The 26,695-nt window shown below is 61.5% G+C and carries 29 protein-coding genes (1 of these 29 cut by a window edge); 10 read left to right on the forward strand and 19 right to left on the reverse strand.

Annotated elements, in window-relative coordinates; translation table 11 throughout:
• Positions 1–57: 57 nt before the first annotated feature.
• From ahcY to CO657_RS20405, 6 genes are all read right to left on the reverse strand, one after another.
• Complete coding sequence (ahcY, locus tag CO657_RS20380; RefSeq protein WP_003589494.1) at positions 58–1,458, reverse strand: adenosylhomocysteinase; 1,401 nt, start codon at positions 1,456–1,458, stop codon at positions 58–60.
• A 273-nt stretch (positions 1,459–1,731) separates the two neighbouring features.
• Complete coding sequence (locus CO657_RS20385; RefSeq protein WP_012559412.1) at positions 1,732–2,007, reverse strand: HPr family phosphocarrier protein; 276 nt, start codon at positions 2,005–2,007, stop codon at positions 1,732–1,734.
• Positions 2,008–2,016: 9 nt separating this feature from the next.
• A complete protein-coding gene (locus CO657_RS20390) occupies positions 2,017–2,418 on the reverse strand; it encodes a PTS sugar transporter subunit IIA (protein ID WP_003544139.1) in 402 nt (133 codons plus the stop codon).
• A gap of 150 nt (positions 2,419–2,568) precedes the next feature.
• Entirely contained in the window at positions 2,569–3,018 is a 450-nt protein-coding gene (locus CO657_RS20395) for an HPr kinase/phosphorylase (protein WP_003589492.1), read from the reverse strand.
• Complete coding sequence (locus CO657_RS20400) at positions 3,015–4,805, reverse strand: sensor histidine kinase (RefSeq protein ID WP_003589491.1); 1,791 nt, start codon at positions 4,803–4,805, stop codon at positions 3,015–3,017. Before CO657_RS20400 ends, CO657_RS20395 begins: the two co-directional genes overlap by 4 nt.
• Positions 4,806–4,884: 79 nt before the next feature.
• Entirely contained in the window at positions 4,885–5,619 is a 735-nt protein-coding gene (locus tag CO657_RS20405) for a response regulator transcription factor (RefSeq protein ID WP_012559413.1), read from the reverse strand.
• A gap of 89 nt (positions 5,620–5,708) precedes the next feature.
• On the opposite strand from CO657_RS20405, the gene CO657_RS36820 reads away from it, so the two are divergent.
• The 4 genes from CO657_RS36820 to CO657_RS20420 all read left to right on the forward strand — a co-directional run bounded on the left by CO657_RS36820 (position 5,709) and on the right by CO657_RS20420 (position 8,734).
• The gene (locus tag CO657_RS36820; RefSeq protein ID WP_156339798.1) at positions 5,709–5,852 is read left to right on the forward strand and encodes a hypothetical protein; all 144 of its coding nucleotides are present in this window, start codon (positions 5,709–5,711) and stop codon (positions 5,850–5,852) included.
• Between the two features lie 104 nt (positions 5,853–5,956).
• Positions 5,957–7,567, forward strand: coding sequence for a phosphoenolpyruvate carboxykinase (locus CO657_RS20410; protein ID WP_012559414.1), 1,611 nt, complete (start codon positions 5,957–5,959; stop codon positions 7,565–7,567).
• Between the two features lie 107 nt (positions 7,568–7,674).
• Positions 7,675–8,115 (forward strand): alternative ribosome rescue aminoacyl-tRNA hydrolase ArfB, encoded by a 441-nt coding sequence (arfB, locus tag CO657_RS20415; RefSeq protein ID WP_003589488.1) that lies wholly within the window; start codon positions 7,675–7,677, stop codon positions 8,113–8,115.
• A 1-nt stretch (position 8,116) separates the two neighbouring features.
• Entirely contained in the window at positions 8,117–8,734 is a 618-nt protein-coding gene (locus tag CO657_RS20420; protein ID WP_012559415.1) for an alpha-ketoglutarate-dependent dioxygenase AlkB family protein, read from the forward strand.
• 20 nt (positions 8,735–8,754) lie between these two features.
• On the opposite strand, the gene coaA is transcribed toward CO657_RS20420, so the two are convergent.
• The 9 genes from coaA to hisB are packed head-to-tail and all read right to left on the reverse strand — an operon-like array spanning position 8,755 to position 14,187.
• Positions 8,755–9,750, reverse strand: coding sequence for a type I pantothenate kinase (coaA, locus tag CO657_RS20425; RefSeq protein ID WP_003589484.1), 996 nt, complete (start codon positions 9,748–9,750; stop codon positions 8,755–8,757).
• Positions 9,747–10,070: a phosphoribosyl-ATP diphosphatase gene (locus CO657_RS20430; RefSeq protein WP_003589483.1), complete on the reverse strand. Its 324-nt coding sequence runs from the start codon at positions 10,068–10,070 to the stop codon at positions 9,747–9,749. The genes coaA and CO657_RS20430 overlap by 4 nt, the downstream gene beginning before the upstream one ends.
• A 17-nt stretch (positions 10,071–10,087) precedes the next feature.
• Entirely contained in the window at positions 10,088–10,876 is a 789-nt protein-coding gene (gene hisF / locus CO657_RS20435; RefSeq protein ID WP_054185463.1) for an imidazole glycerol phosphate synthase subunit HisF, read from the reverse strand.
• Positions 10,876–11,622, reverse strand: coding sequence for a 1-(5-phosphoribosyl)-5-[(5-phosphoribosylamino)methylideneamino]imidazole-4-carboxamide isomerase (gene hisA, locus CO657_RS20440; RefSeq protein ID WP_012559417.1), 747 nt, complete (start codon positions 11,620–11,622; stop codon positions 10,876–10,878). The genes hisF and hisA overlap by 1 nt, the downstream gene beginning before the upstream one ends.
• Before the next feature lie 6 nt (positions 11,623–11,628).
• Positions 11,629–12,186 carry a hypothetical protein gene (locus CO657_RS20445; RefSeq protein ID WP_003589478.1) on the reverse strand — a complete coding sequence of 186 codons (558 nt, stop codon included), beginning with the start codon at positions 12,184–12,186 and terminating at the stop codon, positions 11,629–11,631.
• Positions 12,183–12,365 (reverse strand): hypothetical protein, encoded by a 183-nt coding sequence (locus CO657_RS20450; protein WP_054185462.1) that lies wholly within the window; start codon positions 12,363–12,365, stop codon positions 12,183–12,185. The genes CO657_RS20445 and CO657_RS20450 overlap by 4 nt, the downstream gene beginning before the upstream one ends.
• A gap of 52 nt (positions 12,366–12,417) precedes the next feature.
• Positions 12,418–13,068, reverse strand: a complete 651-nt coding sequence (gene hisH, locus CO657_RS20455; RefSeq protein WP_054185461.1) for an imidazole glycerol phosphate synthase subunit HisH — start codon at positions 13,066–13,068, stop codon at positions 12,418–12,420.
• A 2-nt stretch (positions 13,069–13,070) separates the two neighbouring features.
• Complete coding sequence (locus CO657_RS20460; protein ID WP_054185460.1) at positions 13,071–13,556, reverse strand: DUF2628 domain-containing protein; 486 nt, start codon at positions 13,554–13,556, stop codon at positions 13,071–13,073.
• Positions 13,557–13,578: 22 nt separating this feature from the next.
• Positions 13,579–14,187 (reverse strand): imidazoleglycerol-phosphate dehydratase HisB, encoded by a 609-nt coding sequence (hisB, locus tag CO657_RS20465; protein ID WP_054185459.1) that lies wholly within the window; start codon positions 14,185–14,187, stop codon positions 13,579–13,581.
• 176 nt (positions 14,188–14,363) lie between these two features.
• On the opposite strand from hisB, the gene hslV reads away from it, so the two are divergent.
• The 5 genes from hslV (at position 14,364) to CO657_RS20490 (ending at position 21,143) form a co-directional block, all read left to right on the forward strand.
• Positions 14,364–14,891 carry an ATP-dependent protease subunit HslV gene (gene hslV, locus CO657_RS20470; RefSeq protein WP_012559423.1) on the forward strand — a complete coding sequence of 176 codons (528 nt, stop codon included), beginning with the start codon at positions 14,364–14,366 and terminating at the stop codon, positions 14,889–14,891.
• Between the two features lie 90 nt (positions 14,892–14,981).
• Positions 14,982–16,289: an ATP-dependent protease ATPase subunit HslU gene (gene hslU, locus CO657_RS20475; RefSeq protein ID WP_012559424.1), complete on the forward strand. Its 1,308-nt coding sequence runs from the start codon at positions 14,982–14,984 to the stop codon at positions 16,287–16,289.
• A gap of 188 nt (positions 16,290–16,477) precedes the next feature.
• Positions 16,478–17,425, forward strand: coding sequence for a DUF1402 family protein (locus CO657_RS20480; RefSeq protein WP_054185458.1), 948 nt, complete (start codon positions 16,478–16,480; stop codon positions 17,423–17,425).
• Positions 17,426–17,473: 48 nt separating this feature from the next.
• On the forward strand, positions 17,474–18,880 hold the full coding sequence (locus CO657_RS20485) for a cytochrome P450 (protein WP_054185457.1): 1,407 nt from the start codon (positions 17,474–17,476) through the stop codon (positions 18,878–18,880).
• A gap of 91 nt (positions 18,881–18,971) precedes the next feature.
• Entirely contained in the window at positions 18,972–21,143 is a 2,172-nt protein-coding gene (locus tag CO657_RS20490) for a malate synthase G (protein ID WP_054185456.1), read from the forward strand.
• A gap of 77 nt (positions 21,144–21,220) precedes the next feature.
• Here the strand turns inward: CO657_RS20490 and CO657_RS20495 are convergent, their stop codons facing one another.
• Complete coding sequence (locus tag CO657_RS20495) at positions 21,221–21,904, reverse strand: L,D-transpeptidase (RefSeq protein WP_003571351.1); 684 nt, start codon at positions 21,902–21,904, stop codon at positions 21,221–21,223.
• Between the two features lie 180 nt (positions 21,905–22,084).
• On the opposite strand from CO657_RS20495, the gene CO657_RS20500 reads away from it, so the two are divergent.
• On the forward strand, positions 22,085–22,579 hold the full coding sequence (locus tag CO657_RS20500; RefSeq protein ID WP_003589465.1) for an MmcB family DNA repair protein: 495 nt from the start codon (positions 22,085–22,087) through the stop codon (positions 22,577–22,579).
• Between the two features lie 12 nt (positions 22,580–22,591).
• On the opposite strand, the gene CO657_RS20505 is transcribed toward CO657_RS20500, so the two are convergent.
• The 3 genes from CO657_RS20505 to hrpB form a co-directional block, all read right to left on the reverse strand.
• Entirely contained in the window at positions 22,592–23,170 is a 579-nt protein-coding gene (locus tag CO657_RS20505) for an ActR/PrrA/RegA family redox response regulator transcription factor (RefSeq protein ID WP_012559428.1), read from the reverse strand.
• Positions 23,171–23,238: 68 nt separating this feature from the next.
• The gene (locus tag CO657_RS20510; RefSeq protein ID WP_054185455.1) at positions 23,239–24,549 is read right to left on the reverse strand and encodes an ActS/PrrB/RegB family redox-sensitive histidine kinase; all 1,311 of its coding nucleotides are present in this window, start codon (positions 24,547–24,549) and stop codon (positions 23,239–23,241) included.
• A gap of 23 nt (positions 24,550–24,572) precedes the next feature.
• Positions 24,573–26,695: the 3' portion of an ATP-dependent helicase HrpB gene (hrpB, locus tag CO657_RS20515; RefSeq protein WP_054185454.1), read on the reverse strand. 343 nt of this gene lie beyond the right edge of the window; the window shows 2,123 of its 2,466 coding nt (coding positions 344–2,466); its start codon lies off the right edge, out of view; its stop codon occupies positions 24,573–24,575.

Here is a 26,695-nt window from a genome sequence, read left to right on the forward strand (position 1 = left end):
AGCCGCGGCATTTGTCAATGCCGCGGCTTCTACATCTTGTGGATATTAACGATCAGATCAATATCTGTAGTGGTCTGACTTGAAAGGGCCCTTCGGCGAGACGCCGATATAGGCAGCCTGCTCTTCGGAAAGCTGCGTCAGCTTCACGCCGAGCTTGTCGAGATGCAGGCGCGCGACCTTTTCATCGAGGTGCTTCGGCAGGATATAGACCTGGTTGGAATATTGATCGGGCTTGGTGAAGAGTTCGATCTGCGCCAGCGTCTGGTTGGTGAAGGAGGCCGACATCACGAAGGACGGATGGCCGGTGGCGTTGCCGAGATTGAGCAGGCGGCCTTCGGAAAGAAGGATAATGCGGTTGCCCTTGGGGAATTCGATCAGGTCGACCTGCGGCTTGACGTTGGTCCACTTGAGATTGCGAAGTGCGGCGACTTCGATTTCATTGTCGAAGTGGCCGATATTGCCGACGATCGCCATGTCCTTCATCTGACGCATGTGGTCGATGCGGATGACGTCCTTGTTGCCGGTGGTGGTGATGAAGATATCTGCCGAGGAAACGACGTCCTCAAGCAGCACGACTTCATAACCGTCCATGGCGGCCTGCAGGGCGCAGATCGGATCGGCTTCGGTTACCTTGACGCGGGCGCCGGCGCCGGAGAGCGAAGCGGCAGAACCCTTGCCGACATCGCCGTAGCCGCAGACGACGGCAACCTTGCCGGCCATCATCACATCGGTGCCGCGGCGGATGCCGTCGACCAGCGATTCCTTGCAGCCGTACTTATTGTCGAACTTCGACTTGGTGACGGAATCGTTGACGTTGATCGCAGGGAAAGGCAGCAGGCCCTTCTGGCTGAGCTGGTAGAGGCGGTTGACGCCGGTCGTCGTTTCCTCGGTGACGCCCTTGATCGCGTCGCGCTGCTTGGTGAACCAGCCAGGCGAAGCGGCGAGGCGCTTCTTGATCTGCGCGAAGAGGATTTCCTCTTCCTCGGAATGCGGATGCGACAGCACGTCTTCGCCGGCTTCGGCGCGGGCGCCGAGCAGGATGTACATGGTGGCGTCGCCGCCGTCATCGAGGATCATGTTGGAAAGGCCGCCATCGGCCCACTGGAAGATCTTGTCGGTATAGACCCAGTAATCTTCGAGCGACTCGCCCTTGATGGCGAAAACAGGAACGCCGGCGGCGGCGATCGCGGCAGCGGCGTGATCCTGCGTCGAGAAGATGTTGCACGAGGCCCAGCGAACTTCGGCGCCGAGAGCAACCAGCGTTTCGATGAGCACGGCCGTCTGGATGGTCATATGCAGCGAGCCGGTAATGCGCGCGCCCTTCAGCGGCTTTGCCTGGCCGAATTCGGTGCGGCAGGACATCAGCCCCGGCATTTCGGTTTCGGCGATCGTAATTTCCTTGCGGCCGAAATCCGCAAGCCCGATATCGGCGACGACATAATCTTTTTCAGTGCTCATAGAGGCCTCCAGGCTGAAAAACGTCTCAAAATTGGCGCAGGCGCGAAAATGACCGCGCGATGGATGGGCCGCGTCCTGATGCAGGTCGCCCGGATGTGTGCAGCGGTTCCGGGATGACGACATGCACAAAAAAGAGAGCTGAAGCGTGTCGCATGAAGCAAGTTCGATGCAACATGCTTTAGCGCACGGCATATCCGCCGTTTAGCAGGCTTCGGGTGGGAAGGCAATAAGGATATAAAGAAGTCTTTATATGTTTATATGAGCTCGGAGAGCTCACATCTCTTCGCCGAACCGGTTCTGGATCAGCTGGTCCAGGGCCTCGAGCGCTTCGGCGGCCTGGCTGCCGCTTGCCGAGACGACGACGCTCGATCCGGGGCTTGCCGCCAGCATCATCAGGCCCATGATGGAGGTGCCGCCGACCGTCATTCCGTCCTTGGAAACGGTAATGGCGGCATCGAAAGTCTCGACCATCTGCACGAATTTTGCGGAGGCGCGTGCGTGAAGGCCGCGCTTGTTGATGATGAGGAGTTCCCGGGAGAGCGATGTCATGAAGGGCCGTTATTTTCCGCTGAGCACGCGGCTCGCGACATTGATATATTTCCGCCCGGCTTCGGAAGCCTCCACCAGCGCCTTCTCCATGTTGTTCTCGCCACGCACGCCGGCGAGCTTGATCAGCATCGGCAGGTTGACGCCGGCAATGACTTCGGTATGGCCGCTGCTCATGACTGATATGGCAAGATTGGACGGCGTTCCGCCGAACATGTCGGTCAGAATGACGACGCCATGGCCGTCATCGGCACCGGATACAGCTTCCAGAATGTCCTGCCGTCTTTGATCCATGTCGTCTTCGGGGCCAATACAGACCGTCTCGATGAATTTTTGAGGACCGACGACGTGCTCGACAGCATGACGAAACTCTTCAGCCAGCTTGCCATGAGTGACAAGCACAAGTCCGATCATGATATTACTGCTCCCATATACGCCAACGGTGGCCCCAATATCGCAATGCAGCAATTACGTCCACCGGTGGGGGCACATCTTGGCCATGAAAAGCCGAAGTGCAAGATAAAAATGCGAATATATAAGGCAGATTGATCAATCCGGAAGGCCTCAATGTCCGATATCGGGCGCTTTCGCCATCAGCATTGCCAGCGGTGAAGCGACGCCTGTGAGCAGCCGCAATGCGGGAAGCGAAAGACCGGGCGCGAGGCTGACGATTTCACCCTCCGGCGGCACGCGGTTTTCACCGGACGCACTGCCCGGAAGCACGGCATAATGCATCGCCGCCTGGGGCACATGCTCCTGTCGGACGATGCCGGTGCCGCGAAGCTCGATCAGTCCGGCGATCGACGGCGGGCATGTGGCCACCACGGCGCCGGTCTCTTCGGAGAGAAGAACCTGGTCGTCGGCGACCAGTGCCGTAAACAGCCCGAGCCGGCGCGCCTCGGTCATGCAGGTGAAGGCGAGCATCGATTTTCCCCAGCCGGAGGGACCGCTGAACAGGAGCCCCGTCCTGCCGACGACGATCGCCGTCGCATGGATGTTCTGGGCCGCCGTCATGCGGCGGCATCGACTGGTAAAGCGAGGATAAAGCGGGCACCGAGCACCTGCCCGCCTTCGGCGTCGGTGATGTTCTCCGCTCGCAGCGAGCCGCCATGAGCCTCAGCGATCTGGCGGCTGATCGACAGGCCGAGGCCCGAATTCTGGCCGAAGCCTTCCGATTCCGGCCGGTCGGTATAGAAGCGCTCGAAGATGCGGTCGATATTTTCCGCCTGGATGCCGGGGCCGTTGTCTTCGATCGTGGTGACGCAGCGCGACCGTGTCCGAACCAGCCGCACGGTAATCTTGCCACCCTTCTCCGGCACGAAGGAGCGGGCGTTCTCGATCAGGTTGGCGATGATCTGGCCGATGCGCAGGTCGTGGCCGGTAACGACGAAGCGGGTCTTGACGTTCGGCTTGCGGTCGATCGCATATTCGATCTCCACCTGCTTCTTGGTGCTCCTGACCTGGCGCGAAACCTCGATGAGGTCGCGCAACAGCACCTCCATGTCGACGGAACCGGCATCGACGCGAGCAAGCTCGGCATCGAGGCGCGAGGCGTCGGAGATATCGCTGATCAGCCGGTCGAGGCGGCGGACATCGTGCTGGATGACGTCCATCAGCCGTTTCTTGGAATCGTCGGATCGGGCAAGCGGCAGCGTTTCGACGGCGCTACGCAGCGACGTCAGCGGATTCTTGAGTTCGTGGCTGACATCGGCGGCGAAACTCTCGATCGCATCGATGCGGTCGTAGAGCGCCGTCGTCATTTCGCGCAATGCAATGGAAAGATTGCCGATTTCATCCTGGCGGGCGGAGAAGTCAGGAATCTGCTCACGTGTCTTGGCTCCGCGGCGCACCCGGATGGCGGCGGCCGAAAGGCGGCGCAGCGGATTGGCGATCGTCGACGAGAGCACCAGCGAAAGCAGCACGTTGACGAGCGTCGCGACGCCGAAGACGCGCATGATCGCAAGCCGCTCGGCATGAACGATATTGTCGATGTCTCCAGCCTGTGTCGACAGCAGCAGCACCCCGAGCACGGCGCGGAAACGCTGGATCGGCACGGCGACCGAAACGATGAGTTCGCCTTTTTCGGTCGTGCGCACGACGGCGCCGCGCACGCCGGTAAGCGCGTTCATCACTTCCGGATAGATCGAGCCGTCGCCGCCCGGCGCTTCCTTGTAGAGCGGCAGGTTGCCCGGCTGCAGCGCCTTGTTGAACAGGGTGGCGAACCATTCGCTCCAGGTCTGCTTCTCCTCCTCGACCGGCGGCAGGTCGAAACGCAGCACCTGGCCGCGCGAATAAAGATGACGGGAATCCAGCAGCAGATTGGCATCGGCATCGAAGATGCGGGCGCGCGTGCGCGTCGGAGAGATCAGCCGGCGCAGCACCGGCGCGACCTTCTCGGGATCGATCGGGAATTCGAGGTCTTCGTCGTTCGGTACCGGGGTGATGCTCTGGCCGGCCTGCAGCTCGAGCAGCTTCTGCGGATCGATGGTGATCGAGTTCGTATCGACCGATGCGGAAGCCGAAATGGCGCCGGCGATGATCTCGCCTTGCGTCAAAAGGCTCTCGGCGCGGGCGTCGATCAGCCCCTCGCGAAACTGGTTGAGGTAGAGGATACCGCCGACGAGCACCAGCAGTGCGACGAGATTGAAGAAGACGATGCGTCGCGTCAGGCTCGAAAACACGGCATTGCCGAAGATGCGGCGGATCAGCGTGAAGGGATGCGACCAACGGCGGCCTCGGACGCGACGGGTGCTCACGCCCTCCGCATCGTCGAGATCCCTTTCCTGCACCAACTGTGCCAACGACTGGCCCTTTCGAAGGGCGGGGCCGGATAAACCGGCCCGCAGCCCTCAACAATGTCTCGCGCTGCGCCGTTTGGGCTCAGGCTGCTTCGCGGAAGCGGTATCCCACTCCGTAGAGTGTTTCAATCATATCAAAGTCGGTGTCGACCATCTTGAATTTCTTGCGCAGCCGCTTGATGTGGCTGTCGATGGTCCGGTCGTCGACATAGACCTGTTCGTCATAGGCTGCGTCCATCAGCGCGTCGCGGCTTTTGACGACGCCGGGGCGCTGCGCCAGCGAATGCAGGATCAGGAATTCGGTGACCGTCAGCGTCACGGCCTCACCCTTCCAGGTGCAGGTATGGCGTTCCTGATCCATGACCAGCTGCCCGCGTTCCAGCGAGCGGGCCTGCTGCACGGCGCCGTTCTTCGGCGCGCCGACGGGGCTGGTGCCGGCGGCGGCGGCTTCACGGCTCGAGGCACGGCGCAGCACGGCGCGGACACGCTCGACCAGCAGGCGCTGCGAAAAAGGCTTGGTGATAAAATCGTCGGCGCCCATCTTCAGGCCGAACAGCTCATCGATCTCCTCATCCTTGGAGGTGAGGAAGATGACGGGAATATCCGACTTCTGCCGCAGACGGCGCAGCAATTCCATGCCGTCCATGCGCGGCATCTTGATGTCGAAGATCGCCAGCTGCGGCGGGCGCGCCAGCAGGCCGTCGAGGGCCGAAGCACCGTCCGTATAGGTCTCGACCTTATATCCTTCGGCCTCCAGTGCGATCGACACCGAGGTGAGGATGTTGCGGTCGTCATCAACGAGCGCGATTGTCGGCATGGTGTTCGTCTCCGTCATCAGTGCGCAATCTCCCGGATTTGCTTTCCCCAGGCGGTCTCAGTGACCGGATGCGCTTATGGAGGATAAAGGTGGAACAAATTGTGGCAAAGATAAAGGGAAAGATTGTCGTCGAATTCGAAGGCAATCCTGAGTGGTGCGGTAAAATGTTTCAACGCGCCCATTTAAAACGATTTAAAATTATGGCGTTAAATTTAAATCGATTAAATAATTGATATTACTATATTTTTTCAAGTTTCGTCTCTTGCGTTTTAAAATTTCTCCCCGTATTTTCGCGATTAGTTTTAACGGCAACGAGCCTGAGCGAAGGGAACTAGCCATGGAAATGTTCGGAGTTCATAACCCGGCAACAGAGCTGGCAACGGTTGGATTGGGCGGCGCAGCCAGCGTTCGCTACAACTTTTCCGCCGCCGCGCTCTATGAAGAATCGATCCGCCGGGGCGAAGCCGAACTGACCGCTCAGGGTGCGCTGCGGGCTATCACCGGCCAGCACACCGGCCGTTCGCCGCGTGACAAGTTCGTCGTACGCGACAGCAATACCGATGGCGAAATCTGGTGGGACAACAACAAGCCGCTTTCGCCGGAACATTTCGCGCTGCTGCGCGCGGATATGCTGGCGCACGCTGCGGGGAAAGACCTGTTCGTTCAGGATCTCATCGGCGGTGCCGAGGAAGGCCACGCTCTGCCGACCCGTGTCGTCACCGAATTTGCCTGGCACTCGCTGTTCATCCGCAATCTGCTGATTCGCCCCGACGCCGCAGCGCTGCCGAGCTTTGCGCCGAAGCTGACGATCATCGATCTGCCGAGCTTCAAGGCCGATCCGGCCCGCCACGGCTGCCGCTCGGAAACGGTGATCGCCTGCGACCTGACCAATGGTCTCGTCCTCATCGGCGGCACCTCCTATGCCGGTGAAATGAAAAAGTCGGTCTTTACCGTTCTCAACTACCTGCTGCCCGCCAAGGGCGTGATGCCGATGCACTGCTCGGCCAATGTCGGCCCCAACGGTGACGCCGCAGTGTTCTTCGGCCTTTCCGGCACCGGCAAGACGACGCTGTCGGCCGACCCGGCCCGCACGCTGATCGGCGATGACGAACACGGCTGGAGCGAAAACGGCATCTTCAACTTCGAAGGCGGCTGCTACGCCAAGACCATCCGCCTGTCGGCCGAAGCCGAGCCGGAAATCTATGCGACGACCCAGCGCTTCGGCACCGTGCTCGAAAACGTCGTGCTGAACGAGCGTCGCGAGCCGAATTTCGATGACGGCTCGCTGACCGAGAACACCCGCTGCGCCTATCCGATGGATTTCATCCCGAACGCTTCAGAAACCGGCCGGGCCGGGCATCCGAAGACGATCATCATGCTGACCGCCGATGCCTTCGGCGTCATGCCGCCGATCGCCCGTTTGACGCCCGATCAGGCGATGTATCACTTCCTCTCCGGCTACACCGCCAAGGTGGCCGGCACCGAAAAGGGTGTCGTCGAGCCGGAAGCAACCTTCTCCACCTGCTTCGGCGCGCCTTTCATGCCGCGGCATCCGGCTGAATACGGCAATCTGCTCAAGGAACTGATCAGCCGCCACGGCGTCGAATGCTGGCTGGTGAATACCGGTTGGACCGGCGGCGCCTACGGCACTGGCAAGCGCATGCCGATCAAAGCGACACGCGCGCTGCTCGCAGCCGCCCTGACCGGCGAACTCGGCCAGGTCGAATTCCGTGCGGATACCAATTTCGGCTTCGCCGTGCCGGTCTCCGTCAACGGCGTCGACAGCAGCATTCTCGACCCGCGCTCGACCTGGGCCGACAAGGCAGCCTATGACGCACAGGCCGAAAAGCTGGTCTCGATGTTCATCGCCAACTTCGCGAAATTCGAAGGTCACGTCGATGGCGGCGTCCGCGACGCGGCCCCAGGCGTGAAGGTCGCGGCCGAATAAAACGAATAATCTTTGACTCACGTGAAACCCGGCATCGCAGGATTGCCGGGTTTTTCGGTTGACGGCCGATATTTTCAACGGGCTGCCGATGTGAGATAGAACGGCGCATGGCCAGCGACGCACTCTATATCAACGACAGGATCACCATCGCCGGATGGGAGCTGACGGAACAGTTCGTTCTGGCGGGCGGCCCCGGCGGGCAGAATGTCAACAAGGTCTCGACTGCGGTCCAGCTGTTCTTCAACATTCCGAATTCACCGTCGCTGAATGACCGTGTCAAAACCAATGCGGTCAAGCTCGCCGGCCGGCGAATGTCGAAGGACGGCGTGCTGATGATCGAGGCGAGCCGGTTTCGCAGCCAGGACCGCAACCGCGAGGATGCGCGCGAGCGGTTGAAGGAATTGATATTGGAGGCTGCCAAGCCGCCGCCGCCGCCGCGCAAGAAGACCAAGCCGACCAAGGGTTCGGTCGAGCGCCGCCTGAAGGAAAAATCCGGCCGCTCGGAAGTCAAGAAGATGCGGGGCCGCCCTGGTGGCGGCAGTGAATGACATGCCGGAGCTCTTGAGCGGCATTCGCCATCTCCCCGGCTATCTCGACCGGGCGCGTCAGGAGGCCCTAGTCGAGGTGATCCGCACGATTGTCGCCGAGGCGCCGCTTTATGTGCCCGTCATGCCCGGGACCGGCAAACCGATGTCGGTGCGGATGACCAATTGCGGGCCGCTCGGCTGGGTGACCGACAAGGAGCGCGGCTATCGCTACCAGCCGACGCATCCGGCGACCGGCAGGCCTTGGCCCTATATGCCGCAGGAATTGCTCGAAATCTGGAATGACGTTGCCGGCTACGACAAGCCGCCGGAAGCCTGCCTGATCAATTTCTACTCCGACGACGCCCGCATGGGCCTGCATCAGGACAAGGACGAGAGAGATTTGCAGGCGCCTGTCGTCTCGATCTCGCTCGGCAACAGCTGCCTCTTCCGCGTCGGCGGCCTCAGCCGCAATGATCGCACGCTATCCTTCAAGCTTTCGAGCGGCGATCTGGTCGTGCTGGGCGGCGAGGGGAGACTGTGTTTCCACGGCGTCGACCGCATTCATCCGGCGACGTCGACGCTCTTGAAGAATGGTGGCCGCATCAATCTGACGCTGCGCCGCGTCAATCCTCCAGGCTGATGGGCAGCAAGAATCGCCTGCTATAGTTTCCGCAGCGCGACCTGCTCGATCAGATGGTCCTTGCCCTTTTTCAGGATGAGATCGGCACGCGGGCGCGTCGGCAGGATGTTCTGCCGCAGGTTTTTCAAGTTGATGTTCGCCCAGAGATCCCCGGCGATTTCGAGCGCTTCCGCGTCGCTGATCGAAGCGTAGCGATGGAAATAGGAATTCGGATCGCGGAAGGCGGTTTCGCGCAGCCGCATGAAACGTGCGACGTACCAGTTGTGAATCAGATCTTCCGCGGCATCGATATAGATCGAGAAGTCGAAGAAGTCGGAGACCATCGGCACGATCTTGCCGCCGGCCGGCAGGTCGCGCGATTGCAGCACGTTGATGCCCTCGAAGATCAGGATGTCCGGCCGGTCGACGATCTTGTATTCGTCGGGCAGCACGTCATAGACGAGGTGCGAATAGCTGGGCGCCTTGACATCCGGCTGCCCGGCCTTGATCGCCGAGAGAAAGCGCAGGATCGCAGCCGTGTCGTAACTCTCCGGAAAACCCTTGCGCTGCATCAGCTTTTCCCGCTGCAGCACGGCATTCGGATGAAGGAAACCGTCGGTGGTGACAAGATCGACCTTCGGGCTGGAAGGCCAGCGCCCCAGTAGTTCCTTGAGAACGCGGGCCGTGGTCGATTTTCCGACGGCGACCGAGCCGGCGATGCCGATGACGAAAGGCGTCTTGGTCACATCGGAGAGGCTGAGGAAGCGGTTTCGCTGTTCGAACAGCATCTGCGAGGATTCGACATGCGCCGACAGCAGCCGCGACAGCGACAGATAGATGCGCCTGACCTCGTCGAGATCGATCGGGTCGCCCATCGAACGCAGCCGCTTGACCTCGTCGCTGGTCAGCGTCAGCGGCGTGTCGGCGCGGAACTTCGCCCATTGTTCGGAAGAGAAGAAGTGGTAGGGCGAATAGGAGTCCGACTGAAAGTGATCCAACGTTTCCGGCACCCCGATAATCTCAGTCGCGATACTCATGAACTCTGCCGGCCGGCCTTTTCCTTGAGGCCGGACTGCGCGGTTCTGCGCTCGAGCTCGGCCATGACATTCTCTAACGGTATTTCAGCAATCTTCAATACGACCAATAGGTGATAGAGCACATCGGCGGCTTCATAAGTCAGATTGTCGCGGTCGCCGGTCACTGCCGCCATCACCGCTTCAATCGCCTCTTCACCGAGCTTCTTGGCCGCTTTCGGCTGGCCGGCGGCGACAAGCTTCGCTGTCCAGGATTGCTCCGGCGAGGCTGTCGAGCGCTCTGCGACGATGCTTTCGAGATCGGAAAGGGAAAATCCGCTCATATGTCCGCTTTCAAGGTTCAGTCGAGACGCATGTCGATGCCGCACTTCGACATATAGTGCTTCGCTTCTCCGACGGAATAGGTGCCGAAGTGGAAGATCGATGCGGCGAGAACGGCGTTGGCATGGCCCTCTTTCACTCCGGCGACGAGATCGTCGAGGTGGCCGACGCCGCCTGAGGCGATGACGGGCACACGCACCGCATCGGCAATCGCCCGCGTCAGCTCCAGGTCGTAGCCGACCTTGGTGCCGTCGCGGTCCATCGAGGTCACCAGCAGCTCGCCGGCGCCGCGTTCCACCATCTTCTGGGCGAATTCGACGGCGTCGATGCCGGTCGCATTGCGGCCGCCATGCGTATAGATTTCCCAGGCGCTGAGATTGTCGCCGCCGACCGCCTGCGTGCGTCTGCGCTTGGCGTCGATCGAGACGACGATGCACTGGTCGCCGAACTTGTCGGCCGCCTCAGTGACGAAGTCGGGATTGCTGACCGCCGCCGAATTGATCGAGACCTTGTCGGCGCCGCACAGCAGGAGCTTGCGGATATCGGCGATGGTGCGCACCCCGCCGCCGACCGTCAGCGGCATGAAGCATTGGTCGGCCGTGCGCGACACGACATCGAAGATCGTCTCGCGATTGTCCGAGGAAGCGGTGATGTCGAGGAAGCAGAGTTCGTCGGCGCCGGCCGCATCATAGGCCTTCGCCGCCTCGACGGGATCGCCGGCATCAACGAGATTGAGAAAGTTGACGCCCTTGACGACGCGGCCGTCCTTGACGTCGAGGCAGGGGATGACACGGGCCTTGAGGGTCATTACGCAGTCTCCTTTGCCCTGCTGGCCTTGATCAGCGCCAGTGCTTCCGCGGGGTCGATGCGGCCGTCGTAAAGCGCGCGGCCTGAAATTGCCCCTTCGAGCTTCTGCGCATCCGGCTCCAGCATGCGCCTGACGTCATCGAGAGAGGCAAGGCCGCCGGAGGCGATGACCGGAATGGAAACGGCCTCGGCAAGTTCCAGCGTCGAGGTCCAGTTGATGCCGGCAAGGATGCCGTCACGGTCGATATCGGTGTAGATGATCGCGGCAACGCCGGCGCCTTCGAATTTCCGGGCGAGCTCGATGACACCGAGCTCGGAAGCTTCAGCCCAGCCCTCGACGGCCACCTTGCCGCCCTTGGCATCGATGCCGACGGCGACGTGACCAGGAAACTTCCGGCAGGCTTCGATGACCAGATCAGGATTTCTGACCGCGACGGTGCCGAGAATGACGCGCCGCAGCCCGCGCGACAGCCATGCTTCGATATGATCGAGCGTACGAATGCCGCCGCCGAGCTGCACCGGATTTTTCGTTGCCTTGAGGATCGCTTCCACGGCATCGCCATTGGCCGAATGTCCCGCAAAGGCACCGTCGAGATCGACCACATGCAGCCATTCGAAACCCTGGTCTTCGAAGGATTTCGCCTGGGCGGCCGGATCGGTGTTGTAGACCGTCGCCTGTTGCATGTCGCCGAGCTTCAGGCGGACGCATTGGCCGCCCTTCAGATCGATCGCGGGAAAAAGGATCATGTCGTCTTACGTCCGTAGAGTGGTCGGTACCATCAGCGCATTCCACGCATCTACGATATCCGAGTGAAAAAAGACAGCGGCAATGGTGGCCGCGCCGAAAAGCAGAAGAAGGAGCAGGGTGACGGTGAAGCCGGCCCGAACCTGGCGCCAGAAGCCGAGACGCCGCTTCATCGATTTCTCGATGTCGCGCACCTCTCGCAGCGCCTGGCTGTTGACGGCGGCGAGGCGGATTTCCGGCTCCATCGCCTCCACATAGGTTTCGGCATAACTCGAAAGGATCTGCGAGGCGCGGTCGCGCAGCGTATTGCGCAGATCGGTGGAGAGGTAGTTGCCGGCGACCGCGGCAAGCTCGGCCTCGTTGGGAGAACGGCCGGCATTGCGCTTGCGGTAGCTGAGGACGAAATCGCGCTTCTGCCGCTCGTAAAGGGCATAGGCCAGCAGGCCGATCAGATCGTCCTCGCCTTCGATATAAAATTCCAGCACGGCCTCAGCGATATCGTCGGCGTTGATGCCGTTGGCGCGCAGCTGCGAATTCTCGTTGCCGGCAAGAAATTCGTGGATCATCGGTCCAGCCTTTCTTTCAACGCCTTGGCTGCATTGGAAAGCGCTCTTTTGTGAATGGCCTCATCGACACGGCGGATGATTGTTCCGCCGGGAAGCCGGATATCCGAGAAGGGCGGCAGACCTTCTCTGGAGGGACTCAGCATATAGAACACCTTGCCTGATTTCCGCGAAGCCGGCATCGAGCGCACTCCTGTTCCGCCGTTTCCATAAAGGGGAAATAAGGCGGCGGTATTACGGGTTCCAGCGCAGGAAATTGGCAATCAGCGCCAGGCCGAGCTTCTGGCTCTTCTCCGGGTGAAACTGGGCGCCGACCATGTTGTCGCACCCGACCAGAGCCGTCATCGCACCGCCATAATCGACGGTCGCAATGACATCCTCGGCGTTCTCGGCGGCAAGATGATAAGAATGCACGAAATAGGCATGCAGCCCCTCGGACCCCGTCGGAATGCCGTCGAGGAGCGGATGTTCGCGCGTCAGGTCGAGCGTGTTCCAGCCGATCTGCGGGATCTTCAGCGCCGGATCACCGGGCGTCATCTCGACGACGTCGCCGGGAATCCAGCCGAAGCCGTGGGTCACGGTCTTTTCCAGTCCGCGCGAGGACATCAGCTGCATGCCGACGCAGATGCCGAGGAAGGGCCGCGCCTTTTTCTCGACAGCTTCGATCAGCACCTCGGCCATACCGGGCACGGCATCGAGCCCGCGCCGGCAATCGGCATAGGCGCCGACGCCGGGAAGCACGATACGATCGGCGGCGGCAACATTTTCGGCCTTGTCGGTGAGGTCGATATGCGCATCGATGCCCGCTTCACGGGCGGCCCGTTCGAAAGCCTTGGTCGCCGAGCGCAGATTGCCGGAACCATAATCGATAATCGCGACGCGCATCGTCAGCGTCCTCCCTCAAAACCAAAGAGACCAAGCGAGGTGGCCTGGCCAGGCGGATTGTTCGGACGGGTCTTGTTCTCCCAGTCCGGTGTGGTGTCCTTGTTGCTGTCGGCAACAGCCGCCTTGTCCGAGAAATAGACGTCCTCAGCAATGCCGATCGTATCGGCTGCAACGAGCCCATCTTCGGTCCAGCCCTTGGCGGCGAGGCTGCGGATGCGGAAATTCTGGCCCTCGAGGCCGACCAGCACATTCACACCCAGCATGAGCGCCGCTCCCGCCAGCCCGAGACCCCGCTCCTCCATCAGCGCACCGCCGATTGCCTGCAGCAGAAAGGCTGCGGCCGCATGCAGCCATAGCCGATGTGCGAGCAGCCAAACCCATGGAAACAGAAAGCCGAGCAGCGTGAAACCGTCACGGATGGTCCGAGTCTCTTCGACCGTAGCGCGCGTGCCGCTGGGCGGCGTCAGGAAAATATAGCTGGATGTCATTGTCGCCGCTCCCTTGAGGGGCTCAGACGAGCGTGCCCTTCGTCGAAGGTACACGGCCGGCCTGTCTCGGATCGATCTCTGTCGCCGTGCGCAATGCGCGGGCAACGGCCTTGAAGCATGTCTCGGCAATATGGTGATTGTTGGCGCCATAATGGTTGAGAATATGCAAGGTGATGCCGGCATTCTGGGCGAGTGCCTGGAAGAATTCGCGAACGAGTTCGGTATCGAACGTGCCGATCTTCGGCGCGCTGAAGGCGACGTTCCAGACGAGGAACGGCCGGCCGGAAAGATCGACCGCGGCCTTGGTCATCGTCTCGTCCATGGCGAGATCGATCGAGGCGTAACGCGTGATGCCGCGCCGGTCGCCGAGCGCCTTGGAGATCGCCTGGCCGATGGCGATGCCCGTATCCTCGACCGTGTGGTGGTCGTCGATGTGCAGGTCGCCCTGGGATTCGATTTCCATGTCGATCAGGGAATGCCGCGAAAGCTGGTCGAGCATATGATCGAAGAAGCCGACGCCGGTCGAAATCTTCGATTTGCCGGTGCCGTCGAGATTGACGGAGACGGAAATCGAGGTTTCGTTGGTCTTGCGGGAAACGCTGCCCGTGCGGCTTGCTGCGGTCTCGGCCATATGGCCCTCCATCGGAATAAGGCCGTTCCTTATCAGGCGGATCGGCAAATATCCAGAAGCCGGGCAAGAGAAAAGCCCGCCCATTTGCAAACGGCGCCGGCCCACTTACATAGGGCTCAACAGGGCCGGTGTGCGGCCCAGCATAGTAGCCCGCGTCGTGGGCAGACAGGTGTTTTATGACAACGATCATTACAGTTCGAAAAGGCGGCAAGGTGGTAATGGCCGGCGACGGCCAGGTGAGCCTCGGCCAGACCGTCATGAAGGGCAATGCCCGCAAGGTGCGCCGCATCGGCAAGGGCGAGGTGATCGCCGGTTTCGCCGGCGCCACGGCCGATGCCTTCACCCTGCTCGAAAGGCTTGAAAAGAAGCTGGAGCAATATCCCGGCCAGCTGATGCGCGCCGCCGTCGAGCTCGCCAAGGACTGGCGCACCGACAAATACCTGCGTAATCTCGAAGCCATGATGCTCGTCGCCGACAAGTCGATCACGCTGGCGATCACCGGCAATGGCGACGTCCTGGAGCCCGAGCATGGCACGACGGCGATCGGTTCGGGCGGCAATTTTGCCTTCGCCGCCGCCCGCGCGCTTATGGATACCGACAAATCGGCCGAAGAGATCGCGCGCCGCGCCCTCGAAATCGCCGCCGACATCTGCGTCTACACGAACCACAATATCGTGGTTGAATCGCTGGATGTCGAAGGCTGAATCTCAGGCCTTCCGGCCGCTGCCGCGGCGAACAAAGACGAATTGCGGCCGGGCGCTGATGGCCCTGGACCGCCAGGAGAATGACACGCAATGACGACCTTTTCCCCCCGCGAAATCGTTTCCGAACTCGATCGCTACATTATCGGCCAGCATGATGCCAAACGCGCCGTTGCGATCGCCTTGCGCAACCGCTGGCGTCGGCAGCAGCTCGACCCGAGCTTGCGCGATGAAGTCATGCCAAAAAACATCCTGATGATCGGTCCGACCGGTGTCGGCAAGACCGAGATTTCCCGCCGCCTGGCCAAACTCGCCGGCGCGCCGTTCATCAAGGTTGAGGCCACCAAATTCACCGAAGTCGGTTATGTCGGCCGCGATGTCGAGCAGATCATCCGCGATCTGGTCGAGGTCGGCATCGGTCTGGTGCGTGAGAAGAAGCGGACCGAGGTCCAGGCCAAGGCGCATGTCAGCGCCGAGGAGCGTGTTCTCGATGCGCTGGTCGGCACCACCGCATCGCCCGCCACCCGTGAGAGCTTCCGCAAGAAGCTGCGGGACGGTGAGCTCGACGACAAGGAAATCGATATCGAGGTGGCCGATGCCGGTTCCGGCATGGGAGGATTCGAAATACCCGGCATGCCGGGCGCCAATATCGGCGTGCTCAATCTGTCTGAGATGTTCGGCAAGGCGATGGGCGGACGCACCAAGAAGGTCCGCACGACCGTCAAGGCCTCCTATACCGACCTGATCCGTGATGAATCCGACAAGCTGATCGACAATGAGGTGATCCAGCGCGAGGCCGTTCGCTCCACCGAGAATGACGGGATCGTCTTCCTCGACGAAATCGACAAGATCGCCGCCCGCGACGGCGGCATGGGCGCCGGCGTTTCGCGTGAAGGCGTCCAGCGCGACCTTCTGCCGCTCGTCGAAGGCACGACGGTTTCGACCAAATACGGGCCGGTGAAGACGGATCATATCCTCTTCATCGCCTCAGGCGCCTTCCATGTCTCCAAACCCTCCGATCTTCTCCCGGAGCTGCAAGGCCGCTTGCCGATCCGCGTCGAATTGCGCCCGCTGAACAAGGAGGACTTCCGCCGGATCCTGACCGAGACGGAAGCAAGCCTCATCCGCCAGTATCGCGCGCTGATGGAGACCGAAAGCCTGAACCTCGAATTCACCGACGACGCGATCGATGCGCTGGCCGATGTCGCCGTCCATCTGAACTCCTCCGTCGAGAATATCGGCGCCCGCAGGCTGCAGACGGTAATGGAGCGGGTCCTGGACGACATTTCCTATAACGCCCCCGATCGGGGCGGGACGGCCGTCACCATCGATGCCGCCTATGTGCGCGAACATGTCGGCGATCTCGCGCAGAATACCGATCTCTCGCGCTTCATTTTGTGATATCGGCGCACCGGTCCATGTCTTTCCCGATGTGAATGCCGGATTGTGACGAACTCTCTCTCGACAGCGGGCCTTTTACTTTTTAGTGAAGGCCCGTTTTGTTTCCGCTCCGGCTTTATTCGGCCAAGATTCTGGTCCAGTCAGCCGCATCGCAAACAGGACGATGGAACGGGACGGGATAGCGGATCGTGCGACGCCTTTTGACAAGCCTTTTGATTGCCGCTGCCCTGGTGAATTCGGCGCCTGCCTTCGCCATGCAGACGGTGCCGGCCGGCAATCGTCATGCCGAGCAGCCCGATATTCCGGGCGCTTCCGTCAGGCGCACAAAGGGAACCAAGAGCAGCTTCGATCTGAAGTATGAAAAGGTCCGCGAGCTGCTGGCGACCGATCACGAGCTGATGGCCAAGATCCGCAAGGTCTCCAGCGCTTACGGCATCAATCCCATCCATGTCGTCGGCGCAATCGTCGGCGAACACACCTATAATGTCGACGCTTACGACCGGCTGCAATCCTACTATGTCAAGGCTGCTTCCTACGCCGGAGAAAGCTTCCGCTTCGCCTATGACGGCGAAAACGTCGATGAATTCGTGGCGCGGCCGCAATTTGCCGAATGCAAAGGCAAGAGTGATTCCTACACGCTGTGGTCCTGCCGCGAGGATGTCTGGGAAAGTGATTTCCGAGGCAAGACCGTGGGTGGCAAGAGCTTCCCCAACAACCGCTTCAGCGCGGTCTTCTTTCAGCCCTTCTACGCCGGACAAACCTTCGGCCTCGGCCAGGTCAATCCGCTGACGGCGCTGATGCTCTCCGATCTCGTGGCCCGCGTCTCCGGTTATCCGAAATTGAACGAGAAGAATGCCGGCGCCGTCTACAAGTCGATCATGGATCCCGATGTCTCGCTCGCCTTCGTCGCCGCCTCGATCCGCCGGTCGATCGACGATTACAAGGAGATTGCCGGCATGGATATCTCCGGCAACCCCGGCCTGACGGCAACGCTTTATAATGTCGGCAACTCGCGTCAGCGCGCCGCCGCACTCGCTGCGAAGAACCGCTCTTCGGGTGCGACCGTCTGGCCGGAGGAGAATTATTACGGCTGGCTGATCAACGACAAGCTGGACGAACTGAAGGGCCTGCTCTAGCTTCAGAGCCTGACGGGAAGCGTTGATCTTCCCCAAAAGGCTTTTCCGATGGACATGCGTCCTGAACCCTTCGTTCCGCCGGCACCATTGCCGCGCACCGTGCCGCCGAGCCGGCTGGAAATCATCCGCACCATCCTGCGCAATCCGCTCGAACTCTGGGGTGAGCCGTCCTATACGCTGCCCTGGATCAAGACGAGCTTCTTCGGTCAGCACACGCTGATCGTCAACGATCCCGGCTTGATCAAGCATGTGCTGGTCGACATTGCTGGCAATTACCGCATGTCCGATATACGCCAGCTGGTGCTGCGCCCGATCTTGCGGGACGGCCTGCTGACGGCAGAAGGCTCCGTCTGGAAAAGATCACGCAAGGCGGTGGCGCCTGTTTTCACGCCCCGCCATGCCCAAGGATTCGCCGGGCAGATGCTGCGCCAGTCGGAAGACTATGCCGGCAAATATCAGAGCGCGGGCGAGACGGGGGCAATTTTCGATATCAGCACGGACATGACGGAGCTGACATTCGCGATTCTCGCCGACACGTTATTTTCGGGTGAAATCGTCACCTCGAGCGGCCATTTCGCCGATGACGTCAATGCTCTCCTGCATCGTATGGGCCGCGTCGACCCGATGGATCTGATGCGCGCTCCCTCCTGGGTTCCACGTGTGACACGCATCGGCGGTCAGAAAGTGCTGGAGAAATTCCGTGCCATCGTGCGCGACACGATGGATATGCGAACCGCAAAGATGAAGGCCGATCGCGCCACGGCCCCCGAAGATTTCCTCACCCTGCTGCTGGAACAGGCCGGCCCCGACGGGCTGACGAAGGAAGAAATCGAAGACAATATTCTGACCTTTATCGGCGCGGGGCATGAGACCACGGCACGGGCATTGGCTTGGACGCTCTATTGCGTCTCGAACAGCCCGCATATCCGCGATGCGATGGAAACAGAAATCGATGCGGTGCTCGCCACCGGGGCCGAACCGGTGGAATGGCTGGATATGATGCCGCAGACGCGCGCCGCCTTCGAAGAGACCTTACGCCTCTATCCGCCGGCGCCATCGATCAATCGCGCCGCCATCTCGGATGATTCCTGGACAAGCCCCAAGGGCGAGCGGGTCGAGCTCGAGGCCGGGATCACGGTGCTCATCATGCCCTGGACGCTGCATCGCCATGAACTTTATTGGGACAGGCCGCGCGCCTACATGCCCGAGCGCTTCCTGCCGGAAAATCGCGGCTCTATCGGCCGCTTCCAGTTCCTGCCTTTCGGCGCCGGCCCGCGCGTCTGCATCGGCGCAACCTTTGCGCTTCAGGAGGCGGTGATCGCGCTTGCCGTGCTGATGCATCGCTATCGCTTCGATTCCACCGATAAGACCAATCCCTGGCCGGTGCAGAAGCTGACGACGCAGCCGCAGAACGGCCTGCCGATGCGGGTAACACCGCGCATAATTTCCCGATAAGCATAAATCTTTCGAATTATTGCGGAATTGACTGTGAATGAAAGCCGGGCAAAGTGGCAGCAATCAAAGTCGTTGCCAGGGAGTATGTCGCATGAGCCGCATTGATAAGAACGGTCTTGCCATCGAAGCCGTCCTTCATGATTTCCTCGTCCAGGAGGTTCTGCCGGGTCTGGCGATCGATGTGGACAAGTTCTTTGCCGACTTTTCGGCGATCGTCCACGATCTCGCCCCGAGGAATCGCGCCCTGCTGGCAAGACGCGACGAGCTGCAGGTCAAGATCGACGACTGGTATCGCCAGCACGGCGCGCCTGCGGATATGGACGACTACCAATCCTTCCTGCGCGGGATCGGTTATCTCCTGCCGGAAGGATCGGACTTCCAGGTTTCGACCCAAAATGTCGACCCCGAGATCGCCTCGATCGCCGGCCCGCAGCTCGTCGTTCCCGTCATGAATGCCCGTTATGCACTCAACGCCGCCAACGCCCGCTGGGGCTCGCTCTATGATGCGCTCTATGGCACGGACGCCATTCCGGAGAGCGACGGCGCGGAAAGGGACAAAGGGTACAATCCGAAGCGCGGCGAGAAGGTCATCGCCTGGGTACGCGATTTCCTCGATATGTCGGTGGCCTTGCAGGACAGCAGCTGGAAGAACGTCGCAAGCTTCGCCGTCAAGGATGGGGTGCTTGCCATCAGATCAATCGATGGCGAGCAGGCCATGCTTGTCGATGGCGGGCATTTTGCCGGCTATCGCGGCGATGCTGCCGCCCCGACGCATCTTCTCCTGAAGAACAACGGCATCCATATCGAGATCGTCATCGATGCGACAACGGCGATCGGCAAGACCGATCCGGCCCATATTTCCGATGTCTGGCTGGAATCGGCGATCACCACCATCATGGACTGCGAGGATTCGATTGCCGCCGTCGATGCCGAGGACAAGACGGTCGTCTACAGCAACTGGCTCGGCCTGATGAAGGGCGACCTGCAGGAAGAGGTTGTAAAGGGCGGAACGAGCTTCGTCCGTAAGCTCAACCCGGATCTGGACTATACCGGTCCTGATGGCGCTGCCTTCGAACTGCATCGCCGTTCGCTGATGCTGGTGCGCAATGTCGGCCACCTCATGACCAACCCGGCGATCCTTGACCGCGACGGTGCCGAAGTGCCGGAGGGCATCATGGATGCCGTCATCACCGGCCTGATCGCGCTTTACGATATCGGCCCGGCCGGCCGGAGGAAGAATTCCCGCACCGGTTCCATGTATGTGGTCAAGCCGAAGATGCATGGACCGGAAGAGGTGGCCTTCGCCGTCGAGATCTTTTCGCGGGTCGAAGATGCGCTTGGCATGGCGCGCAACACCATCAAGATGGGCCTCATGGATGAGGAGCGCCGCACGACGGTCAATCTCAAGGAATGCATCCGTGCTGCCCGCGAGCGGGTCGTCTTCATCAATACCGGCTTCCTCGACCGCACCGGCGACGAGATCCACACCTCGATGGAAGCAGGCCCGATGATTCGCAAGGGCGACATGCGCCAGGCAGCCTGGATATCGGCCTATGAGAACTGGAACGTCGACATCGGCCTGGAATGCGGCCTCGCCGGCCACGCCCAGATCGGCAAGGGCATGTGGGCAATGCCGGATCTGATGGCGGCGATGCTGGAGCAGAAGATCGCCCATCCGAAGGCCGGCGCCAACACCGCCTGGGTCCCGTCGCCGACCGCCGCGACCCTGCACGCCACCCATTATCACCGGGTCAATGTCGCCAGGGTTCAGCAGGGGCTGAAGGACCGCGCCCGCGCCAAGCTCTCCGACATTCTCTCCGTGCCGGTCGCGGTACGGCCGAACTGGACGCCGGAGGAAATCCAGCGCGAGCTTGACAATAATGCCCAGGGCATCCTCGGCTACGTCGTACGCTGGGTCGATCAGGGCGTCGGCTGCTCGAAGGTGCCCGATATCAACAATGTCGGCCTGATGGAGGATCGCGCCACATTGCGCATCTCGGCCCAGCACATGGCGAACTGGCTGCATCACCAGGTCGTCACCGAGGCTCAGATCGTCGAAACCATGAAGCGCATGGCCGCCGTCGTCGACCGGCAGAACGAGGCGGATCCCCTCTACCAGCCGATGGCCGGTAATTTCGACGGCTCGATCGCCTTCCAGGCCGCCCTCGACCTCGTGCTGAAGGGCAGGGAACAGCCGAACGGCTATACCGAGCCGGTGCTTCATCGTCGCCGCCTCGAGCTGAAGGCGAAGCAGGCCGGTTGAGAGTATAGTTTTGAATATGAAAAGGCCGCCGAGACGACAGTCCGGCGGCCTTTTTTATACCGAATTCGCTATTTAGCTTACTGGATGACGACGACCTTGGACGTGCCCTTGCCGGGACGGACGCGGCTATAAAGATCGATCACGTCCTGGTTCATCAGGCGAATGCAGCCAGAGGAAGCGGCGGTGCCGATCGAGGCCCATTCCGGCGTGCCGTGCAGGCGGAACAGCGTGTCCTTGCCATCCTCGTTGAAGAGATACATGGCGCGCGCGCCGAGCGGATTGCTGAGGCCCGGGCCCATGCCGTCCTCGACATATTTGGCGACGTCAGGGCGGCGAACGGCCATTTCCTTCGGCGGGTGCCAGGTCGGCCATTCCTGCTTCCAGGCGACGTAGGCGGTGCCGGCCCATGCGAAGCCCTGCTTGCCGACGCCGATGCCGTAACGCATCGCCTTGCCGTTGGCGAGGATGTAATAGAGGAAGCGCTCGCGCGTGTTGACGATGATCGTACCCGGGCGCTCGGTGGTCTGGTAGCTGACGACCTGGCGGCGGAACTGCGGCTTGACCCGGTCGATCGGGATCGCCGGCAGAGAGTACCCGGCATCCTTCGTCACGCCATAGGCGTCGTTGAAAATCTGGGCTGTCTGTACGGTCGGGCCTGCGCCCTTGTCGTCGACGGATGCGCTGTCTGAATTTGTGGAGCAACCGGCCAGTGCGAGCGTCGTCAGCAGGCCAAATACCGGGAATGCATTGCGGATGCGCATAGATGACTCTTGAAGTTTTAGGGCAAGGGAGAACAGTCTTTCGACCATCGTTGATTATGGTTTATTTTCGATTAACTTGCGCATTGCAAGGCTACTGCAGCGCGACAAATCCGTCTGCGGCGCAAATTAGAAGCGCATGGTTTTTTTGCAACAACACGCCAGCCCCCACTATGGTTATCCATGACGATTTTGAGTGTTTACAATAACAATCCGTTAATCGATGGCCGGCAATCGGACAGAGCCATGATGGTGCGGCGCGGAACGCAGATTTTGCTGCATGAAATGCGCCATGCCGTGCTGCCCGAACTGCCGCTGGCCAGCGGCCGCCGTGCCGATTTGATCACCGTTTCGGAAAAGGGCGAGGTCTGGATCATCGAAATCAAGACGTCGATCGAGGATTTCAGAGTAGATCGCAAATGGCCGGAATACCGGCTGCACTGCGACCGGCTGTTCTTTGCGACTCACGAAGGTGTGCCGCTCGACATCTTTCCCGAGGAGTGCGGGCTTTTCCTCTCGGACGGTTATGGCGCCCATATGATTCGCGAAGCGCCGGAACACCGTTTGGCTCCGGCCACACGCAAATCCGTCACGCTCAATTTCTCGCGCGCCGCCGCGCAACGGCTGATGATGGCCGAATGGGCGAACGGAAAGCCCTTCACCGTCGATGATGTCTGACGGATGTCTTGGCTATTTCGGCGCGCGTTTGGCGAGGATGCGCTGCAGCGTGCGCCGGTGCATGTTGAGCCGGCGCGCCGTTTCCGAGACGTTGCGCTCGCACATTTCATAGACCCGCTGGATATGTTCCCAGCGCACCCGGTCGGCCGACATCGGGTTCTCGGGAAGCTCGGCCTTTTCGCCCGGCCTCTGCGTCAGCGCCGAAAAGACGTCGTCGGCATCCGCGGGCTTTGCCAGGTAATCGACGGCGCCGAGTTTTACGGCGGTCACTGCGGTTGCGATATTGCCGTAGCCGGTCAGCACGATGATCCTGGTGTCGTCGCGCCGCTGGCGGATCGCTTCGATGACATCGAGCCCATTGCCGTCGCCGAGCCGGAGGTCGACAACCGCATATTTCGGCGGCCTGCCTTTCGATTTCGCCACGCCCTCCGCCACTGATTCGGCCGTTTCCACCTGGAAACCGCGTGTCTCCATCGCCCGGGCCAGCCGGCGCAGGAACGGCCCGTCGTCGTCGACGATCAGCAGGCTGGCGTCGGGACCGATATGGTCTTCATCCCCAGCGGCGAAATTTTCGTGAGTTTGTTCTGTCATCGTCTTGGCCCTGGCGCTTGAACGCCCGATCTGCGTCAACCGCTTATATCCTACTTATGCCGACAAAGTCACTTTGTCGAATTTGCGTCGATCAGCATGCGCGGCCATTCGATCCGGATGCGCGCGCCCGCACTTTCCGGGTCGCGATTCTCGAAAATCAGCGATGCGCCTGAGCGCTCCAGCAGCGTCTTGGCGATGAAAAGCCCGAGCCCAAGGCCGCCCGCCGTATCCTCTTTCTGCCGTTTGGTCATGTAAGGTTCGCCGATCCGCGTCAGAATATCGGGGGCGTAACCGTTGCCGTCGTCCTCGATGACTATCAGCACTTTATCGTGATCATGCTCGACGGTGATCCTCACTTTCTCCCGGGCATAGTCGACGGCGTTTTCGATCAGATTGCCGAGCCCGTACATGATGCCGGCGTTGCGGTCGGTCACAGGCTCGTCCTTGCGCGGGCTCTTTTCGATCAGCTCCAGCGTGATGCCGAATTCCCGGTGGGGCGCTACGATCTCCTCGATCATCGAGGAAAGCGGCAGGCGGCGCATATGCGCTTCGCCTTCCGAAGACAACGTGGTCAGCCGCCGCAGGATGTCGCGGCAGCGCTCGCTCTGGCTGCGCAGCAGCATCACGTCCTCGCGGAAACGATCGTCGTCCTTGAGCTCCCGCTCCATTTCCTTGGCGACGACGCTGATCGTCGCAAGCGGCGTGCCGAGCTCGTGGGCGGCGGCGGCCGCCAGCCCGTCGAGCTGGGAAAGGTGTTTTTCCCGCTGCAGCACCAGTTCGGTCGCAGCCAGCGCATCGGCAAGCTGGCTCGCTTCCAGCGAGACACGGTAGGCATAGAAGGCGGCGAAGGCCATCGTCGAGGCGATCGAGCACCAGACGCCGAACTGCATGACGTTATGGACGTTGATCTCGACACCGTCGAACCACGGTAGCGGAAAGGGCGAAAAGGCAAGCACCGTGATGCAGACCATCGCAAAGCCGATCAGCGCCGTGCTGTAACGGATCGGCTGCGAGGCAAACGAGATGATAACAGGCACGCAGACGAGGGCTGCGAAAGGATTGGCTAGGCCGCCGGTGATGAAGAGTAGCGCGCAGAGCTGCAGAAGATCGAAGCCGAGCAGCGCAAAGGCGGCCGGCGGTCCCAGCCGGTGTGTCGGCGGATAGCGGATCGTCAGGTAGAAATTCACCCAGGCAAGGGCGGCGATCAAAGAGGAGCTGGCAATCAGCGGCAAGGGAAATTTCAGCCAGAAGGCCACGATGAACACCGTCAGCGCCTGTCCGCAGACCGCAAGCCAGCGCAGCCGCACCAGCGTCTGCAGGCGCAGCCTGCGGCTGCTGTGCCGGTCTTCCAGCGTATGGCTTTCCGTCTTGTCAATCATGCCGAGGGCTCCTCAAATGGCCCTCATGTACCACGCGGTTTTGCCCGTGTCGTCGGCAACGCCTCTTCCGGCCGCTCCGGCCAGGGATGCCTAGGATAACGGCCGCGCATATCGGCGCGCACATCCTTCCATGAGCCGGCCCAGAAGCCCGGCAGGTCGCGGGTCGTCTGGATCGGCCGATGCGCCGGCGAGGTCAGTTCAAGCAGCAGCGGCAGACGGCCTCCGGCTATCGCCGGGTGCTGCTTCAGCCCGAACAGCTCCTGCACGCGGATCGTCAGCACCGGCTCCTCGCCCTCATACTGGATCGGATGCCTCTGACCGGTCGGCGCTTCGAAATGGGTCGGCGCAAGTCGGCTAAGGTCGCGCTGCAACGCGTGCGGCACGAGGGACATCAGCCCGTTCGAAAGCCCGGCTGCGGAAATCTCGGAGAGGCCGCGGGCCTCCGTCTGAAACGGGCCGAACCAGTCGTCCAGCCGGGAAAGCAGGGCATCGTCGCTGACATCGGGCCAGGGATCGCCGATCGTCCGGTGAAGAAATCCGATCCGCTCGCGAAGTTGCACGACCTCCTTCGAGAAGGCGAGGTGATCGAGCCCGAGTTCACGCACGCCCTCCACCAGCGCCTGGGTGACCGCGGCTCCGGAAGGTCGTGGCAAGGGCGTCTCTTCGAAGACGATCGCACCCAGCCGGGTTGCCCGCCGCGCCCGTATCTGCCGGCTTTGCCGGTCGAAAAAGATCTGATCGCCGGTTTTGATCTCGCCGGGCAGCTCGGCTTCAATGTCGCCGCGTGTCACCTCGGCCGCCGCCAGAACCCGCGCCTGCGCCGCCCGCCCGGTGAGATCGGCGATGACAAGCATCTGGCTGCCGGCGAGTCTCTCGGTTTCCGGCAGTTCCGCGCCGCGCCCGTTCGCCATCACGAACCGGCCGCGCCCGCCGCGCTGAAGGGCGATTCGATCCGGGAATGCATGCAGCAGCAGCTGGCCCGCAAGCGCTGGCGCCGTGGGGGTCACTCTGTCGAGGCCGCTCGCCAGCCGTCCTGCCAGCCGCCGCGAGGCCTCCGCTCTTTCGCCGCGCTCGGCTTTGAAGCGTCGCAGCCGCTCCTCGATATCGATGTTCGTCCCGCCCAGTCCCTGTTCGGTCAGAAGCACGGCAATCAATGCCGCATCCCGGGCGTGCCCCGATTCGCCTGCAGAAACGACCATGGCGGCAAGCCGCGGCGGCAAGGCGAGATCGCGCATGACCTTGCCGCGCGCCGTCAGCGCTCCATCCTTGTCGAGCGCACCGAGCTGGCCGAGCAGCACGCGCGCTTCCCTGAGCGTCGTCTCCGGCGGCTGGTCGACAAAGGCAAGCGATCCGGGATCCTGAACGCCCCAATGGGCGAGATCGAGCACCAGCCCGGAAAGATCGCTGGAAAGGATTTGCGGCGGTGTGAAGGCCGGCAGGGCCGCCGTCTGTCCCTGGTGCCACAGCCTGACGGCGATGCCCGGTTCCGTTCGCCCGGCGCGGCCGGCCCGCTGATCGGCCGACGCCCGCGACACGCGCACCGTTTCCAGCCTCGTGATCCCGGTCGATGCCTCGAATACCGGCAGACGCTGCAGCCCGCTGTCGATCACGATCCTGACGCCGTCGATGGTGATCGAGGTTTCGGCAATCGACGTCGCCAGCACGATCTTACGCATTCCTTTGGGCACCGGTCGGATCGCCGCGTCCTGCTCCTTCTGGCCAAGATTGCCATAGAGCGGCGCAATCACTGTTTCGCTTCCGAATCGTCCCTGCAGCCGTTCCGCGGTTCGGGTAATTTCCGCCTGTCCGGGCAGGAAAGCGAGGATCGAGCCGGTTTCATCGGCATGGGCGTCAAGTATCGCCCGCGTGACCGCATCCTCGATACGCTCGCCGCCCGGCCGATCCTGGTAACGCGTATCGATCGGAAAGCTGCGCCCCAGGCTTTCGATGACAGGCGGATGGGAGAGCAGGGCCGCCACACGTTCGACGTCGAGGGTCGCCGACATGACGAGGATACGCAAATCCTCGCGCAGCGCCGATTGGACGTCGAGCGCCAGCGCCAGCCCGAAATCGGCATCCAGCGAACGCTCGTGGAATTCGTCGAAGATTACGACCGAGACCCCGGCGAGTTCCGGATCGTCGAGGA

The organism is Rhizobium acidisoli (assembly GCF_002531755.2).
In the GTDB taxonomy this organism is placed as follows: domain Bacteria; phylum Pseudomonadota; class Alphaproteobacteria; order Rhizobiales; family Rhizobiaceae; genus Rhizobium; species Rhizobium acidisoli.

Bases quoted from the DNA above. Each gene is read 5' to 3' on its own strand.
- ahcY (WP_003589494.1), bottom strand. From the start codon at position 1,458: ATGAGCACTGAAAAAGATTATGTCGTCGCCGATATCGGGCTTGCGGAT.
- CO657_RS20385 (WP_012559412.1), bottom strand. From the start codon at position 2,007: ATGACATCGCTCTCCCGGGAACTCCTCATCATCAACAAGCGCGGCCTT.
- CO657_RS20390 (WP_003544139.1), bottom strand. From the start codon at position 2,418: ATGATCGGACTTGTGCTTGTCACTCATGGCAAGCTGGCTGAAGAGTTT.
- CO657_RS20395 (WP_003589492.1), bottom strand. From the start codon at position 3,018: ATGACGGCGGCCCAGAACATCCATGCGACGGCGATCGTCGTCGGCAGG.
- CO657_RS20405 (WP_012559413.1), bottom strand. From the start codon at position 5,619: ATGCCGACAATCGCGCTCGTTGATGACGACCGCAACATCCTCACCTCG.
- CO657_RS20410 (WP_012559414.1), top strand. From the start codon at position 5,957: ATGGAAATGTTCGGAGTTCATAACCCGGCAACAGAGCTGGCAACGGTT.
- arfB (WP_003589488.1), top strand. From the start codon at position 7,675: ATGGCCAGCGACGCACTCTATATCAACGACAGGATCACCATCGCCGGA.
- CO657_RS20420 (WP_012559415.1), top strand. From the start codon at position 8,117: ATGCCGGAGCTCTTGAGCGGCATTCGCCATCTCCCCGGCTATCTCGAC.
- coaA (WP_003589484.1), bottom strand. From the start codon at position 9,750: ATGAGTATCGCGACTGAGATTATCGGGGTGCCGGAAACGTTGGATCAC.
- CO657_RS20430 (WP_003589483.1), bottom strand. From the start codon at position 10,070: ATGAGCGGATTTTCCCTTTCCGATCTCGAAAGCATCGTCGCAGAGCGC.
- hisF (WP_054185463.1), bottom strand. From the start codon at position 10,876: ATGACCCTCAAGGCCCGTGTCATCCCCTGCCTCGACGTCAAGGACGGC.
- hisA (WP_012559417.1), bottom strand. From the start codon at position 11,622: ATGATCCTTTTTCCCGCGATCGATCTGAAGGGCGGCCAATGCGTCCGC.
- CO657_RS20445 (WP_003589478.1), bottom strand. From the start codon at position 12,186: ATGATCCACGAATTTCTTGCCGGCAACGAGAATTCGCAGCTGCGCGCC.
- CO657_RS20450 (WP_054185462.1), bottom strand. From the start codon at position 12,365: ATGCCGGCTTCGCGGAAATCAGGCAAGGTGTTCTATATGCTGAGTCCC.
- hisH (WP_054185461.1), bottom strand. From the start codon at position 13,068: ATGCGCGTCGCGATTATCGATTATGGTTCCGGCAATCTGCGCTCGGCG.
- CO657_RS20460 (WP_054185460.1), bottom strand. From the start codon at position 13,556: ATGACATCCAGCTATATTTTCCTGACGCCGCCCAGCGGCACGCGCGCT.
- hisB (WP_054185459.1), bottom strand. From the start codon at position 14,187: ATGGCCGAGACCGCAGCAAGCCGCACGGGCAGCGTTTCCCGCAAGACC.
- hslV (WP_012559423.1), top strand. From the start codon at position 14,364: ATGACAACGATCATTACAGTTCGAAAAGGCGGCAAGGTGGTAATGGCC.
- hslU (WP_012559424.1), top strand. From the start codon at position 14,982: ATGACGACCTTTTCCCCCCGCGAAATCGTTTCCGAACTCGATCGCTAC.
- CO657_RS20485 (WP_054185457.1), top strand. From the start codon at position 17,474: ATGGACATGCGTCCTGAACCCTTCGTTCCGCCGGCACCATTGCCGCGC.
- CO657_RS20490 (WP_054185456.1), top strand. From the start codon at position 18,972: ATGAGCCGCATTGATAAGAACGGTCTTGCCATCGAAGCCGTCCTTCAT.
- CO657_RS20495 (WP_003571351.1), bottom strand. From the start codon at position 21,904: ATGCGCATCCGCAATGCATTCCCGGTATTTGGCCTGCTGACGACGCTC.
- CO657_RS20500 (WP_003589465.1), top strand. From the start codon at position 22,085: ATGACGATTTTGAGTGTTTACAATAACAATCCGTTAATCGATGGCCGG.
- CO657_RS20505 (WP_012559428.1), bottom strand. From the start codon at position 23,170: ATGACAGAACAAACTCACGAAAATTTCGCCGCTGGGGATGAAGACCAT.
- CO657_RS20510 (WP_054185455.1), bottom strand. From the start codon at position 24,549: ATGATTGACAAGACGGAAAGCCATACGCTGGAAGACCGGCACAGCAGC.